This is a genomic window from Synechococcus sp. MU1611 (assembly GCF_020514255.1).
GTDB lineage: Bacteria > Cyanobacteriota > Cyanobacteriia > PCC-6307 > Cyanobiaceae > Parasynechococcus.
This window is the reverse complement of record NZ_VTLC01000002.1, coordinates 64459-80781: the sequence shown is the minus strand read 5'-3', so window position 1 is coordinate 80781 and position 16323 is coordinate 64459. Positions and strand designations below refer to the sequence as shown.

Below are 16323 nucleotides of genomic sequence, written 5' to 3'. Positions count from 1 at the left end.
CACACCTGGATCATGCGTCTCGATCGGGTCTGGGTGATCTATCGGGCCGATAGTCAGCCTGCTCAGAGGGAAGCTCGCCAATGCGCCAAGGAGCTCAAAGCCCTTGGAACGCATGTTGTGACCGCGATGTCAGGGCCGAGGGTGAACCCTTTCCCTGGCTTGCTGGCTGTTGAAGATGCTTTGCCCGACCTTGCTCTGGTGCTTGGGGGGGATGGCACGGTTCTTGGGGCTGCCCGTCATCTTGCGGTGCATGACATCCCGATCCTGAGCATCAATGTGGGAGGGCATCTGGGCTTTCTCACCCACGATCGCCGGGTGTTGCGTGGCGATCAGATCTGGCAGCGACTTCAGGACGATCAGTTCGCGATCGAACGGCGCATGATGCTTCAGGCCATGGTCGATCGCCGCTCCGCTGAAGAACGAACGGCGTCCCCTGGCCTGTTGCAACAGCCGGATCTGGAAGATGACGAAGAGCACCACTGGGCCTTCAACGACTTCTATCTGAGGGCCTATCGCGATGAGATTTCGCCCACTTGCACCCTGGAGTTGGAGATCGATGGAGAAGTGGTCGACCAGGTGCGTGGAGATGGCCTGATCCTGTCCACGCCGACCGGATCCACCGGTTACGCCCTGGCGGCGGGAGGGCCGATCCTGCATCCCGGTATTGATGCCATCATCGTCGCCCCGATCTGCCCGATGAGTCTTTCCAGCCGAACGCTGGTGGTGCCACCCCGGGCAAGGTTGACGATTTGGCCCCTGGGTGCCGGCGATCACCGCATCAAGCTCTGGAAGGACGGTGTGGGCTGCACCGTTCTGGAACCAGGCGAGTGCTGTGTCGTTCAGCAGGCGCGTCACCATGCCCTGATGGTGCTGCTGAACCAAAGTCCCTCCTATTACAGAACGCTGTCGCACAAGCTTCACTGGGCGGGAAGCCTGCAGGCGGCGCAGCCGTCCCAGAATTGATTCATGGCTCTGGAGATCGAACGACGTTTTCTGGTGCGTTCTGACGCCTGGCGCAGCAGTGCCGGCCCCGGGCAGGCCCTACGACAGGGGTACCTGGCCGCTAGTGCTGAGGGGGTGACGGTCCGGATGCGACTGCGCGGAAGGGATGAGGCCTGGCTCACCCTTAAAGCTGCTGCTGATGCCGTTGGTCTGGTACGCCACGAGTTCGAATATCCAATTCCGGTGGCGGATGCCGAGGCCCTCTGGGATCTGGCTCCGCACCGTCTGGAAAAAGTCCGTCATCAGCTGGATTGCCCTGGTGGAGACTGGGTTGTGGATTGTTTTCAGGGGGAGAATGCGCCCCTGGTGCTGGCGGAGGTGGAGCTTGCATCGGCTCAGGTTGACCTGGTGATTCCGCCCTGGTGCGGTCAGGAGATCACAGGGGAGTCCCGTTGGAGCAATGCGGTGCTGTCGCAGCACCCGATTCAGGCTTGGCCGCTGCAGGATCGATGCCGTTTGGGCTGGATTTAAGGCCGGGCTGGATTTATCTTCAGATTTCCTTTAGCTTTGAGGGGTTCTGATCGGTGATCGTTTCCAGTGGTGGGTCTTTACGACACAACTGGAATGCTCCGTTTTGCGGGATCAAGTGTTGAGGCTTGCCTCGAATACGCCACCTTGTTTCGGATTCCTGTCGGTCCCAGCTCCTTGCAAAGTCTTCCGGAACCTGTCATCTCCACCATCAGGGTGAGGGGGGATCGTTTTCTGGAAGGACGCAACAATTGAAGCCGTCCCGGCAGATCTTGCCGTTGTCCATCGCCCAGTTGAGTAGAGCAACCCTGTTCTTGGAACCGGTTTTGGTGAACACGTTGCTCACGTGGTTGTCGACCGTTCGTTTGCTGATGGTGAGACGGTCGGCGATTTCTTGATTGGTCAGTCCTTCTGCCACGAGTTCAATGATCTCGACCTCCCTGGCTGAGAGGGAGATCTCAAGGGGATCAATTCCGTCGAGGGAGGACATGAGTGACCACCGATGGCGTCATGCTAGTCCGGACCGTTGCTCCGATCCTGCATAGTGGGCCGGTGAAATGGAACGGGATTTGAGGACGGCGCTTCAGCGCGCGATTGAGGCCGGCAATCAGGTCCTCACGGCCGAGGTGATGCCGCCTCGTGGTGCGGATCCGACGCATATGTTGTCCATGGCTGAATCGCTGCGGGGCCGCGTTCATGCGCTGAACGTGACCGATGGCAGCCGGGCCGTGATGCGCATGAGCAGCCTGGCGTCCTGCAAGTTGCTGCTTGAGGCCGGTCTGGAGCCCGTCTTGCAGATGGCCTGTCGGGATCGCAACCGCATCGCCTTGCAGGCTGATCTCCTTGGGGCCCACGCGTTGGGGATCCGCAATCTGTTGTGTCTCACCGGAGATCCGGTGCGCGCGGGAGACCAGGCGGATGCGCGTCCGGTCAATGAATTCGAGTCTGTGAAGCTGTTGCAGCAGGTGCAGGCTCTCAACAGCGGTGTCGATCCCGTTCAGGGCACCCTGCCGGACGGGGAGACCACGCTGTTCGCCGGGTGTGCCGCTGATCCGCAATCCAGGAGCTGGAGCGGTTTACAGCGCCGGTTGCATCGCAAGCAGGCCGCGGGAGCCCGCTTCGTTCAAACCCAGATGGTGATGGATCCTTCAGCTCTTGAGCGCTTTCAGCATGAGCTGGCTGCGCCCCTGGGTCTGCCGGTGTTGGCCGGTGTGTTTCTGTTGAAGTCAGCCAAGAATGCCCGGTTCATTAACCGTGTTGTGCCCGGGGCATGCATCCCCGATGAATTGATCCATCGGCTTGAGTGTTCGGAGCATCCCGCAATGGAGGGGGTGGCCATCGCCGCTGAGCAGGTGAAGCGTTATCTCGGCATCGTCAGTGGTGTGCACTTGATGGCGATCAAGGCGGAGGAGCGTATCCCGATGATTTTGGATCGAGCCGGACTCAGCTCGCTGCCTGGGTGAGATCTGTACCCAGCAGCTCAGCCATGGCTTTCTGCTGGGGGGACGGTTCCACTAAATCCTGACGCCGGGCGTCGGTGATCAACCAGTCGAGGGATGCTTCCTGCAGGTCGAAGTGATCGCCGTCCTTGCCCACGCAATAGCGGCCGAACACCAGCTTCTCTAGAAGCTGGACGCCGGCGCCGATGCGCGAATAGTCAAAGATGATCGAATTGTCCACCGTGGCACCCTCACAGATGTGGCAGCTCGGGCCGATCATGGTGGGTCCGATGATCGTTGCACCGTCTTCGATTTTGGTCATCCCGCCCACGTAAACGGGTCCGGAGACGTTGATTTTGTCCCAGTTGGCGGCCACATTCAGGCCGGTGTAAACCCCGGGGCGCACCTCCTTGCCGGGGATTCCGACCTGACGCACATCGCCCATCAACACACTGCGGATGGCTTGCCAGTAGTCGGGAACTTTGCCGATATCCACCCATTCGAAATCCATCGGAATGGCATAGAAGGGTGCCCCGAGCTCGGCCAGTTTCGGGAACAGATCAGAGCCGATGTCAAAGGGCTGACCCGAGGGGATGTGCTCGAAGATTTCCGGCTCGAATATGTAGATGCCGGTGTTGATGGTGTCGCTGAGGGCTTCCTCAACGCTGGGTTTTTCCTGAAAGCTTGAAATTCTGTTCTGGTCATCCGTGACCACAACGCCGTAGCTGCTCACCTGATCCTTGGGGACCCGCTTGGTGACAAGGCTGGCGATGGCACCCTTCTCACGGTGCAGACGCAACGCTTCGCTGAGGTCAAGATCGATCAGTGCATCACCGCAGAGCACCACGAAGGTGTCGTCGAAGAAGTGCTGGAAGTCTTGGATTTTTTTGAGTCCGCCGGCGGATCCCAGCGCGTTGCCGATCAGTTCTCCGTCTTCAATCCGTCCTTCGAAGCTGTACGCAATTTCAACGCCAAAACGCTGGCCATCTCGGAAGTAATTTTCAATCTCTTCGGCGAGGTGGGAGACGTTCACCATCACTTCGGTGAAACCGTGCTCCTTGAGCAGTTCCAGCAGGAATTCCATCACCGGCTTCTGCAGGATTGGAATCATCGGCTTGGGGATCACATGCGTGATCGGTTGAACCCGCGTCCCCTTGCCAGCCGCCAGAATCATCGCCTTCATTGGCGTTTCACGGGGGTCAGTACAAGGTAGTGACCATAGACCCGGTCTTAAGCCGCCACGACTGTCCGGGTCGGCGACGGATCTGGCACCTGAAGGCTGCGGATCGGTAGTTGTGTCGCGGTGCCACTGGCAGGGATGAATTTCAGTCGCAAGGGGCCGTGAAGCCAGCCCTCCTGCTCGAGTTCAACCCGGCCTTGGGAGGAGAGAAACAGCAGAGCCCAGAACACCCCGACTCGGTCACGGTCAAGGTCAGCGGCTGCGGCGACCTCCCAACGCTCCACGAGCTGATCGAAGCCCACCCAGTCCAGGGCAGTCTCCCAACCGTTGAGAAACACCCCCAGCGCTGCGGTGGTTTCCGGGAGTTTTTCGCGGTGGGCCAGTCCAGCGACCTGGGCGATGGCTTCACGGTTGCTGTAGCGCTTCTGCCGTTTCCGCCGTCGCGCCTCCAGTTCGTCCGATTCCAGTTGCTCTGCGATCGATTCCAGTTGTTCGATCAGCTCCCCAAGGGTGACGGGGCGTCTTAATGGCGGTGGAGCGACGGGCCGCCGCAGCAGGTGCTTCTCCGGCCGTCGGGGCAGATCGAAGGCGGGATCAAGCCAGCCCTGCTCATCAAAGTCTGCGTCGAAGTGGTCTTCGATCTCCGGGGCGGGAGGCAGCATGCTGGCCTCGAGCATTTCTGCTTTGAGCCCCACCAGTACAGAGGCGGCCAGAAAGGCTTCGCTGCTTTCGGCTAGGTCCCGTTCATAACTGCCGCCCCGTCCGGCCAAGACGGCAGCCACCTGACCGGGAACCTCGATGCGTTGTCTGAGTTGATCCAGAAATCCGTCGATGACAGCGATCACATCGACATCCCACGGATCGAGATCTCCACTCTCCGCTGCGTTCTGCAACAGCCGGATCGCGAGGCGGGCTCCAGCATCAGCGCCGTCGTTGGGAGCCACCTGGAGCAAGTCAATTCACCCTCTTCCGGCAAGGTATCGGGCGCAAACGGTTGCTGCCAGGGGGCTGTTTCAGCGATTCATCAGCGCGATCAGGCCTCAGTCGGCCGAGTTGTCGCCGGATTCATCACCTTCGGCAGCGCTGGCGGTCACGGTGGCGGCGGGGAGGAGACCCAACTGGGTTTCAACGGTGGAGCGATAGCGGTTGAGGTCGGTTTCCAGCTCTTGGATGCGCACCTGCTGCGCTTCAAATTCGTTGGCTTTGGAGAATTGATCCACGTTGTTGAGCATTCCCGTCCAGGCGGCAAAAAACCACGCCGCTACTGCACCGAATCCAGCCACCAGAAGCAACAAACCGGCAAGAGGCAGGGTGTATTCCATGCCTGGCAACACATGCACGGTGGTTGCGTTGGTGTTCGCCAGCGTGAAAAACACGGTGATCAATCCAAAGGAGAAGATCAGGCCGAAGTTGATCTGGCGCATGTTCTGGAGGAGCGACAATTCAACTTACGGACAGTTGGTAGCTCCCGAACAAGAATCGATACGTGTTTTATGAAGTGCCCACGATGGGGGCCTGGATCACTGCCGGAACCGTTGCTTGGCCTCGAATCAAGGGGGCCGTTGGTGACATCACCTGCTCCATGGCGCCCAGGTTTCGGTTCACCAGGGCTTCAATTGAGCTGCGGTAGCTGTCGGTCATCAGCTTGGGATAGAGCCCAATTCCGATGATCGGCACCAGCAGGCAACCGATGATGTACACCTCACGCGGCTCCGCATCCACCAGGTTGGTGTGGGACACCAGCTCCTCCTTCTCTTTGCCGAAGAAGATCTCCCGCAGCATCGAGAGCAGATAGATCGGCGTGAGAATCACGCCAACAGCGGCCAGTGCGCAGATCACCACGCGGAAGGGCAGGGTGTAGGCCTCATCGGTTGCGAAACCTGCAAACACCATCAATTCACTGACGAATCCACTCATGCCTGGCAGAGCCAGGGATGCGAGGGCACAAACGGTCCACAGCGCGAACATGATCCGCATCTTCTGGCCAATGCCCCCCATCTCATCCAGCTGAAGGGTGTGGGTGCGGTCGTAGGTGGCACCCACGAGGAAGAACAGGCTGGCCCCGATCAACCCGTGGCTGATCATCTGGAGCATGGCGCCACTGGTGCCGAGGGCACTGAAGCTGCCCACGCCGATCAGCACGAAACCCATGTGGCTGATCGAGCTGTAGGCGATCTTTCGCTTCAGGTTGCGCTGGGCGAAAGAGGTGAGGGCGGCGTAGATGATGTTGACCACCCCCAGCACAATCAGCAGCGGTGCGAACTGAGCGTGGGCCGCTGGCAGCAGTTCGCAGTTGAACCGCAGCAGGGCATAGCCCCCCATCTTCAGCAGGATGCCGGCCAGAAGCATGTGCACCGGTGCTGTGGCTTCGCCATGGGCATCCGGGAGCCAGGTGTGCAGCGGCACGATCGGCAGTTTCACGCCGAAGGCGATCAGCAGCCCGGCGTAGCAGAGCAGTTGAAAGCCCGTGCCGAAGTCCTTGGCGGCAAGAGCGGTGTACTCAAAGCTGGGGGTGCCACCGCCGAAGAATCCCATGGCCAAGGCGGCCAAAAGAATGAACAGGGAGCTGCCAGCGGTGTAGAGAATGAATTTTGTGGCTGCGTACTGGCGTTTCTTGCCGCCCCAGATGGCCAGAAGTAGATACACCGGGATCAGCTCCAGCTCCCAGGCCAGGAAGAACAGCAGCATGTCTTGCACCGCGAAGACGGCGATCTGGCCGCCGTCCATGGCCAGCAGCAGGAAATAAAACAAGCGCGGTTTGAAACTCACCGGCCAAGCAGCCAGGCAAGCCAGGGTTGTGATGAAGCTGGTGAGCAGAATCAGCGGCATCGAGAGCCCATCCGCTCCAACCGCCCAAGTGAGCCCCAGATCGGGCAGCCAGCTCACCCGTTCGGACAGCTGCAGGCCACTCAGGCTGGGGTCATAGCCGGTCAGGTACGCCGCAACGGTGATCAGAAAGGTGATCAGCGTCACGATCAGGGCATACCAGCGCACCTTTTTGCCGTCCCCTTCATCGGGAACGAGAGGAACCAGCAGTGCACCCACGATCGGAACCAGGATCGATAGGCTCAGCCATGGCACTGTGGCCTGCACCGGGTCGCCAAGTCCGGCGACTGCGAATTCGAACACGCTGTGAATCCGACCCTTACTGGTTGGATCGTAGAAATCATGGGCGCTGTGTCATCACCTCGATAGGCGATGACACACATGTCCGATTGAGACTTAAGAGATCGGCCCGCCGATGACGCCGAACAGCACCACCAGAGCAATCACTCCAGCGAACACGATCAGGGCATAGAACTGAGCGCGTCCGGTCTCGAGATACTTCAGACCCTCGCCGCTTCCGAGGGTGAGAAGTCCGGTGAGGTTGACAACACCATCAACAACCTTCGCGTCCACTTCGAGAACCTCTCGGGCCAGTTTGCGGCTGCCTCGCACAAACAACTTTTCGTTGACCACATCGAGATACCACTTATTGGCGAAGAAGGCATTCACCGTGGGGAAGCGGCCAGCCACCATTTCACCCAGATCGATCCGATGCAGGGCATAGGCCAGAACAGCCAGGGTGATGCCCGCGACGGAGATAGCCACTGAAGCCCCAGCCAGTGGCAGGAATTCCCCCCAGCTGAACTGTTCTGCCATCTCGAGAGCTTCCTCAGGATTCAGCAGCCCTGCAAAGCGGCTGTTCCAGGGTGTTCCGAGAAGACCAATGAGCACCGAAGGCACCGCCAACACCGCCAAGGGTGCGGCCATGGGCCAGGCGGACTCGTGCACGCTGCCGCCATGGGGATGGTGTTCCGCAGGATCCTTGCCAGCTGCCGTGAGCAGTTGGGTCTGCATGGCGGTGTCGTTGCCGCGGAACTCCCCTTCAAAGGTGAGGAAGTACAGGCGGAACATGTAAAAGGCCGTCATTCCCGCAGTCATGAAGCCCACCACCCACAGCAGGGGGTAACTGTTGAAGGCTTGACCAAGGATTTCGTCTTTGCTCCAGAAGCCAGCCAGGGGAGGAATGCCGCTGATGGCGATGCAACCGATGAAGAAGGTGATCGAGGTGACTGGCATCTTTTTGCGTAAGCCACCCATCAGACGCATGTCTTGGGCGAGCACGGGCTCGTGACCTACCACCTCTTCCATGGCGTGGATCACGGAGCCAGAACCCAGGAACAGCATGGCCTTGAAGAAGGCATGAGTCACCAGGTGAAAGATGCCAGCAACCGGGGCTCCACAACCCATGGCCAGCATCATGTAGCCGAGCTGGGAGACGGTGCTGTAAGCCAGCCCCTTCTTGAGGTCCATCTGGGTGAGGGCGATGGAGGCCCCCAGGAAGCAGGTGATTGTGCCGACGACGGCAATCACCGTTTGAATGATGGGGAATTGGGCGTACAGCGGATCGAGGCGGGCCACCAGGAACACCCCTGCAGCCACCATCGTGGCGGCGTGAATCAGGGCTGAAATAGGTGTCGGACCCTCCATGGCATCGGGCAGCCAGACATGGAGTGGGAACTGAGCCGACTTGGCCATCGGACCCATGAACACCAGCAAGCAGAGCAGCAGTGCTGCCCATGGGGCCACCGTTCCATTGGCCAGGCCGTTCTGCAGACCATCGGCGATGCCCTGGAAATCAAAACTGCCGGTGGCCCAGAACAGGCCAAGGATTCCCAGTAGCAGGCCGAAGTCACCGACTCGGTTCACCACAAAGGCTTTCTGGGCTGCATGGGCGGCACCATCGCGGTCGTACCAGAAGCCAACCAGCAGGTAGGAGCACATGCCCACCAGCTCCCAGAAGACGTAGATCTCCAGGAGATTGGGACTGATGATCAACCCCAGCATGGAGCTGCTGAACAGAGCCAGGTAGGTGAAGAAGCGCACATAGCCCTTGTCGTGAGCCATGTAGCCATGGGAATACACCATCACCAGCAGGGCGATGGTGGTGACCAGCGCGAGCATTACGGCCCCAAGCGGATCAACCACGTAGCCCATCGGCAAAACGAAGCTGCCCGCACTGGCCCAGACGAATAGATGCTCGACCGGTGGGGCCCCATTGAGCTGGTTGAACAGGATGCTGTAGCTCAGTACCGCAGCTGCACCGACACAGGAAATCAACAGCAGCGCAACGGGTTTGCGCAATCGGTTGATCGTGCGGTTGAAGCTGATCAATCCCAACCCGGTCAGCACGGCGCCGAACAGGGGCAAAACGGGAATGAGCCAGGCGAGTTCCTCGGCCGAGGGCATCCGCAAGCAGCAGGTTGAAGCGAGTGTAGGCAGCTCAGCCCAGGAGGTTCTGGAGTGCTGAATTGCGCATCAACCCTGCAGCGGTCGGAATGAAGCGATGGGCCCACCAAAAGATGCCGACGGCGATGGCGATGCCGAGTTGCGCGGGTCGGACGAATTCCTGCCACTGGAGCTGCTGGCGTCCATCCAGAACCGCGGCGAAGGGCACGATGGAGGTGTTGGCCTTGAGTTCATCAAAGGCTTCACCGAAGCGAGCTTTCGAACGCCGGTCGCCATGCCAGACGGCGAATATGTGATGACCGATTAAGCCCACGCAGGTCACCAGCATGAAGCTGCTGCCGATCCAGAGGCCGTGGGTGAGGCACCAGAGAATTTGACCGATGGCCTGCGGATGCCGGCTGATGCGGATGATCCCTGTGGCGTAAAGACGCACCTGCGGTTTCAGCACCGCCGGGATCTCCAGCAGGTTGTAGGTGGCTGGGTAGAGAAAGAAGAAGCTGACGGCTGTTCCGATCCACACCACAGGCACCATCCCGGGGACGCCTTGAAGATTCCACAGCCGCACCCCGTCGTAGCGATGGGCCAGGAACCATCCGATCACCACCACGGCCGAGGGAATGCTTGCCGCGGCGAAAATCAGTCTCCAGGCCCGTGCTCCGATCACGGCCTCAGCTCGGGTGCGCAGGGCTGCTCCACCGCTGTGAATCACCGCAAACAGGATCAGCAGCACCAACATCACGATGCTGCTGTGGTGGGTGGAGGCCATAGGGGCTGCCTGGGAAGGGCGTGATTCTGGCTGGCGGCCCCGGCAGTCCTAAATTTCAAACGTTCCCCCGGGTGTTCCGCGGTGGCCGATCTGCCGTTCACCCTCGACCAACTGCGGATCCTTCGCGCGATTGTTAGCGAGGGCAGCTTCAAGAAAGCCGCCGACAGTCTTTACGTCACCCAGCCCGCCGTCAGCCTTCAGATCCAGAACCTGGAGAAGCAATTGGAGGTGTCGCTGTTCGATCGCGGCGGGCGCAAGGCACAGCTGACGGAAGCCGGCCATTTGCTGCTGAGTTACTGCGACCGCATCCTCAGCCAGTGCCATGAAGCCTGTCGGGCTTTGGATGATCTCCACAACCTCAAAGGTGGCTCCCTGATTGTCGGTGCGAGTCAGACCACCGGCACTTACTTGATGCCTCGGATGATCGGCTTGTTCCGCCAGAAATACCCGGAGGTATCGGTGCAGCTCCAGGTCCACAGCACCCGGAGAACCGGTTGGAGTGTGGCCAATGGCCAGATCGATCTGGCCATCATTGGCGGTGAATTGCCGGCGGAACTCAATGAACTGCTGCAGGTGGTTCCCTACGCCAGTGACGAGCTCGCGCTTGTGCTGCCGGTGAAGCACCCGTTGGCCCGACTGGCTGAACTCACCAAGGAAGACCTCTATCGCCTGGGCTTCGTCTGCCTGGATGCGCAATCGACCACCCGGAAGATGGTCGATCAGCTCCTGGCCCGCTCCGGCCTGGATGTGCAGCGCCTGCGCATCGACATGGAACTGAATTCGCTTGAAGCGATCAAGAATGCAGTTCAGGCGGGCCTTGGTGCCGCCTTTGTTCCCGTGGTGTCGATTGAGCGGGAGTTATCGGCGGGAACGATTCACCGCCCTCAAGTGGCCGATCTGCAGGTGCGGCGCCAGCTCAAGCTGATCACCCATCCCGCCCGCTACTGCTCACGGGCCTCGGTGGCCTTTCGCAATGACGTCTTACCTGTCTTTGCCAGTGCCGACAGCCCCATACGCCAGGCACCAAAAGCTGTGCCTGAGGTGATGGGGGAGCCGCTGATTCAGAACTGATCTGCTTCTGGGGTCAAACCGACCGAGTCGTCAGCCACGCCACGGGTCAGGAATTTGTTCTGAGTGATGTCGGTTTGGTAAACGCAGCGCACCACGGGTTTGTCCCGCACAGAGCCGATGTAGGCAAAGGTATTCATCCGTTGTTTGCATTCACGCTCCTGCTCGGAGCTGATGGCCCCCTCCTTGCGCAGCACCGACCAGTTTTCCCGGCGGATAACGCAACCCGGTTGCAGCGTTGGCTGGGTCACGAAGCTGCTGGAAGGGTTGAGCGTTGTGTACATCTCGATGTCCATGACGAAGGCGCTCGCCCCCCACTGCCGGCAGAATTCCGGGTCTGGCACAGCCATGTCCAGTTGCTGGGAACTGGCGATGTTGCCCTGGTCACCTTGAGTCGTGCTGGTGACAGCACTTCCGATGCCGATCCCCACCACAAGAACGCCTGCCAAAACAGCAACGGTGAGGGTGCTGAATTGGAAGGGGCCCTGAGATCCACCTCCCGGTGGGGGACCTGGTGGTCGCCCGTATCCACCACGCTGCGGGGGGTCGTAGCGATCCCGCTCAGACCGGTCGTAACGGCTGTCCCGTGGTCCGCGATTACCTCGGTCGTACCGCGAGCGGGTCACAACAGTTCAGGGGTGCGGGGCAGGCCCATGGAGAAGTTCTGCACACGGCCATCGGTGTTGTAGCTCAGTTCTCCTGCTTGCAGCAGCTGCCGGATAAATCCCTCCAGGTCGGTGCCGATGCGGCGCAGGGTGTAGTCACTCAGTTCGCCGCCGGCCGCGGCATCCACCAGTTCCTTGAAGCGTCCTTGCACCTTGGTGAGGCTGGCGTCGTCCCACAGGAATTCATTGTCGGGATCCAGATCCAAGGTGAGTTGGTCGTCCGAAGGAACGAGATCCTCATCCTGGAGGGCCGCTGTGAACAGGCGCACGTGGCGGGTGGTGCACTTGAGAAGGGTGTCAGCCAAGACGCGCCCACTAGAAAGCTGTCACGACTTTAAGAAGCGAACGGGGGGCAAGCCCTTTTAAGGTTGGTTTCACTTTTGAGACGGCCGCATGCGCGTCGCTATTGCCGGAGCTGGTCTTGCAGGACTCTCCTGTGCCAAATATCTGGCGGATGCCGGCCACACGCCGATCGTTGTCGAAGCCAGGGATGTTCTCGGCGGCAAGGTCGCAGCCTGGAAAGACGAAGACGGCGACTGGTACGAGACCGGCCTGCACATCTTTTTCGGCGCTTACCCGAACATGCTGCAGCTCTTTAAAGAGCTGAACATCGAAGACCGGCTGCAGTGGAAGAGCCACTCGATGATCTTCAATCAGCAGGAGGAACCAGGCACCTACAGCCGCTTTGATTTTCCTGATCTGCCAGCCCCTGTGAATGGTGTGGCCGCGATCCTGGGAAACAACGACATGTTGAGCTGGCCTGAGAAAATCAGCTTCGGCCTGGGCCTTGTGCCTGCGATGCTCCGGGGTCAGGGGTATGTCGAAGAGTGCGACAAGTATTCCTGGACCGAGTGGCTGCGGGTCCACAACATTCCCGAGCGGGTGAACGATGAAGTGTTCTTAGCGATGAGCAAGGCGCTGAATTTCATCGATCCCGATGAAATCTCTGCCACGGTTGTGCTCACAGCGCTCAATCGTTTCCTGCAGGAGAAGAACGGCTCCAAGATGGCTTTCCTCGATGGCGCGCCCCCGGAGCGGCTTTGCCAGCCGGTGGTCGAGCACATCGAATCACTCGGAGGGGAAGTGCACCTCGATAGTCCCCTGCGGGAGATCAAGCTCAATGAGGATGGTTCTGTAGCGGCCTTCCATATTGGCGGCTTGAAGGGCAAGGAGAGCTTCGATCTCACCGCTGATGCCTATGTCAGCGCATTGCCTGTTGATCCCTTCAAGCTGCTCTTGCCCGAGCCCTGGAAGCAGATGGAGGTTTTCAGCAAGCTCGATGGTCTGCGTGGTGTGCCCGTGATCAACCTGCACCTCTGGTTCGATCGCAAGCTCACCGATATCGACCATCTGTTGTTCAGCCGGTCGCCCCTGCTCAGCGTCTACGCCGACATGAGCATCACTTGCAGGGAGTATGAAGACCCCGACAAGTCAATGCTCGAGCTGGTGTTCGCGCCAGCCAAGGACTGGATCGGTCGTCCTGATGAAGAGATCATCGAGGCCACCATGGGCGAGCTCACAAAGCTGTTCCCGATGCATTTTGGTGGTGAAAATTCCGCCACACTGCGCAAATACAAGGTCGTGAAGACCCCTTTGTCCGTCTACAAAACGACCCCTGGTTGTCAGCAGTTGCGCCCCGATCAGACCACCCCAATCAAGAACTTCTTCCTGGCCGGGGATTACACAATGCAGCGCTATCTCGCATCGATGGAAGGCGCCGTGCTGAGTGGCAAGCTCTGCGCCGGTGCGGTGGACCGCAAGACAGGTCAGCTGGCATCATCAACCTCGTCTAGTGAGCCCGTGACGGCCTGAGCCATGCCCCTCGCCTCCCCGGATCTCTACGCAGCCTTCGAGGCCTGCCGTCGGGAGACCGCTGAGTGGGCCAAGACGTTCTATATCGGCACCTTGCTTCTGCCCCCAGAGAAGCGGCGTGCCATCTGGGCGATCTATGTCTGGTGCCGTCGTACGGACGAGTTGATGGATAGCGCTGAGGCTCAGGCGCGTCCTGTGGAGGAGCTTGCTGAGCGGCTCGACCGCTGGGAGGAGAAAACCCGGGCCTTGTTCGCCGGACGGGTGGAGGACGATCTGGATGCGGTGATGGTGGACACCCTGGAGCGGTTTCCCCAGGGCATCCAGCCTTATCTCGACATGATTGAGGGACAGCGGATGGACCTCACCTGGACCCGCTATCCCCGCTTCGAGGACCTCAAGCTCTACTGCTACCGCGTTGCTGGCACCGTTGGCCTGATGACCCAGGGAGTGATGGGTGTCGATCAGGCGTACACCTCAGCTCCCTGGAGTGACTCCCCAGACACATCCGATGCTGCCGTCGCTTTGGGGATCGCCAACCAGCTCACCAACATCCTTCGGGATGTGGGTGAAGATCGGGGCCGCGGTCGTATCTATCTGCCGCAAGAAGACCTCGAGCGCTTCGGATATTCAGAAGATGAGTTGATGGCAGGAACGCTCAACAGTTCCTGGCGTGCCTTGATGCGATTCCAGTTGGAGCGGGCCCGCGACTGGTTTGCGCGTTCTGAAGCCGGGGTGCGCTGGCTCTCCGCCGATGCGCGCTGGCCGGTGTGGACGTCGTTACGGCTCTATCGGGGAATCTTGGATGAGATTGAACGCGTCGATTACGACGTGTTCAATCACCGTGCCTACGTGGCCAAGGTCAACAAGCTGCTCGATCTGCCGCGTTCGTTCCTCCTGGCCCAGGCACGCTGAGGTTCGAGTCAGCAAAAAACCCCTGCCAGTAAAACCGGCAGGGGCTGAATAGCGTTTTGCTCAACCAGATCGCTAACGGATTCAGACTGCCGTCTTCTGGTCGGCCAGCAGGTCCTTGAGCTTGGACAGCTCACCAGCCCAGCGGGGGTCGGGAGCGCCTTCGCTCTTCTCGTCACTGTGAACCACCTTGTTCACCGCTTTGCGGGCCACTTGAGGCTGTCCTGCAGCATTGGGGGCGCCACGACGGTTGCCACCGGCGTTGTTTCTCCCGTCGTTCGGAACGCTCGATCCGCAGGGAGCTGCCACCGAACTCTTTGCCGTTCAGCTGTTCGATCACTGCATCGGCGACCTTGGCGTCATCGACATTGGCAAAGCCGAATCCACGGCAGCTGCCGGTTTCGCGGTCGAGAACCGACTTGAACCGAATCCCCTCTCCCACTGACTTGAGCAGAGCCACCAGCTCCTGTTCTTCAAAGGTCTGCGGCAGGTTGCCGATGTACAGGCGGATGCTCATGAAGGAAAGAAAATGCGATCTGTCGGTGTCTGACCGTCATCATTGACACCTGCAAAGTTAATCACAGAGCCTCGCTTTCACGGGTCAAGAAATGTTTGGCTTCCTCAATGGCCTCAGTCGTGGTCTGGATCCTTTTGAAGGCGCGCTCAAGCTTCAGATGATGCAGTAGACGTCCGAGAAGGGGGCCGGGTTGGATCTCCAGGGCATTGACCAGGCTGTTGCCGTCGATGGGTGCTCTGGGGTGGAACAGGGGGTCGTCAGCGTCTCGCCATCGCCGCAGCCAGATCTCTTTCTCGGGCATTGGCAGTTGCAGGGCGAGGGCGGGGAGATCCCGTTCAAGCTCGTCATGCAATCTCAGTCGATCGGTTTCCTGCAGACACTCCGGTGCCAGGCCGGTGCGCTGCTGCCAGAACCGCAGGCGTTCGCAGCGTTGGCGCAGGGCCCGACTGGCTCGGAGTTGGATCATGCCGTCATCACTGATGAGGGCTGTTAACCGCGCCAAGGGCAGAGCGACAGCTATTTCCTCCTTGCTCATCCCTTCCGTGTCAGAGGGCGCTGGAGGTTGCCCCTCGGCGGCCCAGGGGCGAAGCAACGGCACGCTCTTTAAGGTTGCGATCGCCGCATCGGCGTGCTCGCCCCGCACCAGGCGCTGCAGTTCCGCGAGGATCCGCTCCGGTGCCGCCTCAGGCAGCCGTGAGGCATGACGCTCAATCCAGCCCATGGTTTGGCTGCATATTGTGAGCGGGATCTCAGCCGCTAGCCGCAAGCCCCGCAGCAGCCGCAAGGGATCGTCGGTGAGGTTGGTTTCCGACACAGCCGTCAGGCAACCCTGTTGGAGATCGTTCAGCCCACCGGTGGGGTCCCACAACTGCCCCCAGGGTTGGAGCGAAACAGCGATGGCATTGAGTCGGTAGTCGCGGCGCCAGAGATCGTCTTCGATGCAGGCACCGTCCTGTCGGGCGATGTCCACCGTCCAGCCTCCGAGCACCAGCCGAGCAATGCTCCGTTCCGTGTCCAGCACCACACAGGTGCCATGGAGCTCCTGGGCTAGGGCCTGGGTCAGAGCGATGGCGTCGGTCGGGACCACGAGGTCTAGATCGGGTTGATCCTGGAGACGGTCGAGCAATCCATCGCGAACTGCCCCGCCCACCAGCGCTGTGCCTTTGGGGAGCCGTTTCAGGGGTAGCGGCCATTGCGCTGGAGCCAGTCGCGCTCGCAACTGTTCAAGCAGTGCGTCGCCAGAGCCTTGGACCATCAGAATGGGG

At 60.1% G+C, this 16323-nt stretch carries 16 protein-coding genes and 1 pseudogene; 6 read left to right on the top strand and 11 right to left on the bottom strand.

All coding sequences use genetic code 11. The annotated features are described in order from the left end of the window. Positions 1-12: 12 nt before the first annotated feature. Both FZZ92_RS04895 and FZZ92_RS04890 read left to right on the top strand, forming a co-directional pair. Positions 13-963, top strand: coding sequence for an NAD(+) kinase (locus tag FZZ92_RS04895; RefSeq protein ID WP_226397383.1), 951 nt, complete (start codon positions 13-15; stop codon positions 961-963). Positions 964-966: 3 nt separating this feature from the next. After that, positions 967-1473, top strand: coding sequence for a CYTH domain-containing protein (locus FZZ92_RS04890; protein ID WP_226397382.1), 507 nt, complete (start codon positions 967-969; stop codon positions 1471-1473). A 208-nt stretch (positions 1474-1681) separates the two neighbouring features. Here the strand turns inward: FZZ92_RS04890 and FZZ92_RS04885 are convergent, their stop codons facing one another. Next, entirely contained in the window at positions 1682-1960 is a 279-nt protein-coding gene (locus FZZ92_RS04885) for a response regulator transcription factor (RefSeq protein ID WP_226422723.1), read from the bottom strand. Between the two features lie 67 nt (positions 1961-2027). Between FZZ92_RS04885 and FZZ92_RS04880 the strand changes: the two genes are divergently transcribed. Continuing rightward, entirely contained in the window at positions 2028-2933 is a 906-nt protein-coding gene (locus FZZ92_RS04880; protein ID WP_226397381.1) for a methylenetetrahydrofolate reductase, read from the top strand. On the opposite strand, the gene FZZ92_RS04875 is transcribed toward FZZ92_RS04880, so the two are convergent. From FZZ92_RS04875 to FZZ92_RS04850, 6 genes are all read right to left on the bottom strand, one after another. Further along, on the bottom strand, positions 2914-4092 hold the full coding sequence (locus FZZ92_RS04875) for an NDP-sugar synthase (protein ID WP_115024437.1): 1179 nt from the start codon (positions 4090-4092) through the stop codon (positions 2914-2916). The genes FZZ92_RS04880 and FZZ92_RS04875 overlap by 20 nt on opposite strands. Positions 4093-4139: 47 nt before the next feature. Continuing rightward, positions 4140-5042 carry a segregation/condensation protein A gene (locus FZZ92_RS04870; protein WP_226397380.1) on the bottom strand — a complete coding sequence of 301 codons (903 nt, stop codon included), beginning with the start codon at positions 5040-5042 and terminating at the stop codon, positions 4140-4142. Positions 5043-5129: 87 nt separating this feature from the next. Next, positions 5130-5513: a lipopolysaccharide assembly protein LapA domain-containing protein gene (locus FZZ92_RS04865; protein WP_226397379.1), complete on the bottom strand. Its 384-nt coding sequence runs from the start codon at positions 5511-5513 to the stop codon at positions 5130-5132. A gap of 67 nt (positions 5514-5580) precedes the next feature. Beyond that, positions 5581-7218: an NAD(P)H-quinone oxidoreductase subunit 4 gene (locus FZZ92_RS04860; protein WP_226397378.1), complete on the bottom strand. Its 1638-nt coding sequence runs from the start codon at positions 7216-7218 to the stop codon at positions 5581-5583. Between the two features lie 93 nt (positions 7219-7311). Next, complete coding sequence (locus FZZ92_RS04855) at positions 7312-9321, bottom strand: NAD(P)H-quinone oxidoreductase subunit 5 (RefSeq protein ID WP_226422722.1); 2010 nt, start codon at positions 9319-9321, stop codon at positions 7312-7314. 34 nt (positions 9322-9355) lie between these two features. Further along, positions 9356-10087: an NnrU family protein gene (locus FZZ92_RS04850; protein WP_226397376.1), complete on the bottom strand. Its 732-nt coding sequence runs from the start codon at positions 10085-10087 to the stop codon at positions 9356-9358. 81 nt (positions 10088-10168) lie between these two features. Between FZZ92_RS04850 and FZZ92_RS04845 the strand changes: the two genes are divergently transcribed. Next, positions 10169-11158: a LysR family transcriptional regulator gene (locus FZZ92_RS04845; protein WP_115094925.1), complete on the top strand. Its 990-nt coding sequence runs from the start codon at positions 10169-10171 to the stop codon at positions 11156-11158. Here the strand turns inward: FZZ92_RS04845 and FZZ92_RS04840 are convergent. Both FZZ92_RS04840 and FZZ92_RS04835 read right to left on the bottom strand, forming a co-directional pair. Continuing rightward, a complete protein-coding gene (locus FZZ92_RS04840; RefSeq protein ID WP_226397375.1) occupies positions 11149-11781 on the bottom strand; it encodes a DUF3172 domain-containing protein in 633 nt (210 codons plus the stop codon). The genes FZZ92_RS04845 and FZZ92_RS04840 overlap by 10 nt on opposite strands. Then, complete coding sequence (locus FZZ92_RS04835; RefSeq protein ID WP_115094927.1) at positions 11778-12125, bottom strand: NAD(P)H-quinone oxidoreductase subunit M; 348 nt, start codon at positions 12123-12125, stop codon at positions 11778-11780. The genes FZZ92_RS04840 and FZZ92_RS04835 overlap by 4 nt, the downstream gene beginning before the upstream one ends. Before the next feature lie 88 nt (positions 12126-12213). On the opposite strand from FZZ92_RS04835, the gene pds reads away from it, so the two are divergent. Both pds and FZZ92_RS04825 read left to right on the top strand, forming a co-directional pair. Then, positions 12214-13632, top strand: a complete 1419-nt coding sequence (gene pds, locus FZZ92_RS04830) for a 15-cis-phytoene desaturase (protein WP_226397374.1) — start codon at positions 12214-12216, stop codon at positions 13630-13632. 3 nt (positions 13633-13635) lie between these two features. Next, on the top strand, positions 13636-14544 hold the full coding sequence (locus FZZ92_RS04825) for a phytoene synthase (protein WP_226422721.1): 909 nt from the start codon (positions 13636-13638) through the stop codon (positions 14542-14544). A gap of 81 nt (positions 14545-14625) precedes the next feature. Here the strand turns inward: FZZ92_RS04825 and FZZ92_RS04820 are convergent. Continuing rightward, positions 14626-15058: pseudogene (locus FZZ92_RS04820) on the bottom strand (RNA recognition motif domain-containing protein). A gap of 61 nt (positions 15059-15119) precedes the next feature. After that, on the bottom strand, positions 15120-16313 hold the full coding sequence (locus tag FZZ92_RS04815; RefSeq protein WP_226422720.1) for a CCA tRNA nucleotidyltransferase: 1194 nt from the start codon (positions 16311-16313) through the stop codon (positions 15120-15122). Positions 16314-16323: the final 10 nt, after the last annotated feature.

Excerpts from the sequence above, each read along its gene's own strand:
- FZZ92_RS04880 (WP_226397381.1), top strand. The coding sequence starts at position 2,028 with ATGGAACGGGATTTGAGGACGGCGCTTCAGCGCGCGATTGAGGCCGGC.
- FZZ92_RS04815 (WP_226422720.1), bottom strand. The coding sequence starts at position 16,313 with ATGGTCCAAGGCTCTGGCGACGCACTGCTTGAACAGTTGCGAGCGCGA.
- pds (WP_226397374.1), top strand. The coding sequence starts at position 12,214 with ATGCGCGTCGCTATTGCCGGAGCTGGTCTTGCAGGACTCTCCTGTGCC.
- FZZ92_RS04865 (WP_226397379.1), bottom strand. The coding sequence starts at position 5,513 with ATGCGCCAGATCAACTTCGGCCTGATCTTCTCCTTTGGATTGATCACC.
- FZZ92_RS04825 (WP_226422721.1), top strand. The coding sequence starts at position 13,636 with ATGCCCCTCGCCTCCCCGGATCTCTACGCAGCCTTCGAGGCCTGCCGT.
- FZZ92_RS04885 (WP_226422723.1), bottom strand. The coding sequence starts at position 1,960 with ATGTCCTCCCTCGACGGAATTGATCCCCTTGAGATCTCCCTCTCAGCC.
- FZZ92_RS04850 (WP_226397376.1), bottom strand. The coding sequence starts at position 10,087 with ATGGCCTCCACCCACCACAGCAGCATCGTGATGTTGGTGCTGCTGATC.
- FZZ92_RS04875 (WP_115024437.1), bottom strand. The coding sequence starts at position 4,092 with ATGAAGGCGATGATTCTGGCGGCTGGCAAGGGGACGCGGGTTCAACCG.
- FZZ92_RS04855 (WP_226422722.1), bottom strand. The coding sequence starts at position 9,321 with ATGCCCTCGGCCGAGGAACTCGCCTGGCTCATTCCCGTTTTGCCCCTG.
- FZZ92_RS04895 (WP_226397383.1), top strand. The coding sequence starts at position 13 with ATGCGTCTCGATCGGGTCTGGGTGATCTATCGGGCCGATAGTCAGCCT.
- FZZ92_RS04890 (WP_226397382.1), top strand. The coding sequence starts at position 967 with ATGGCTCTGGAGATCGAACGACGTTTTCTGGTGCGTTCTGACGCCTGG.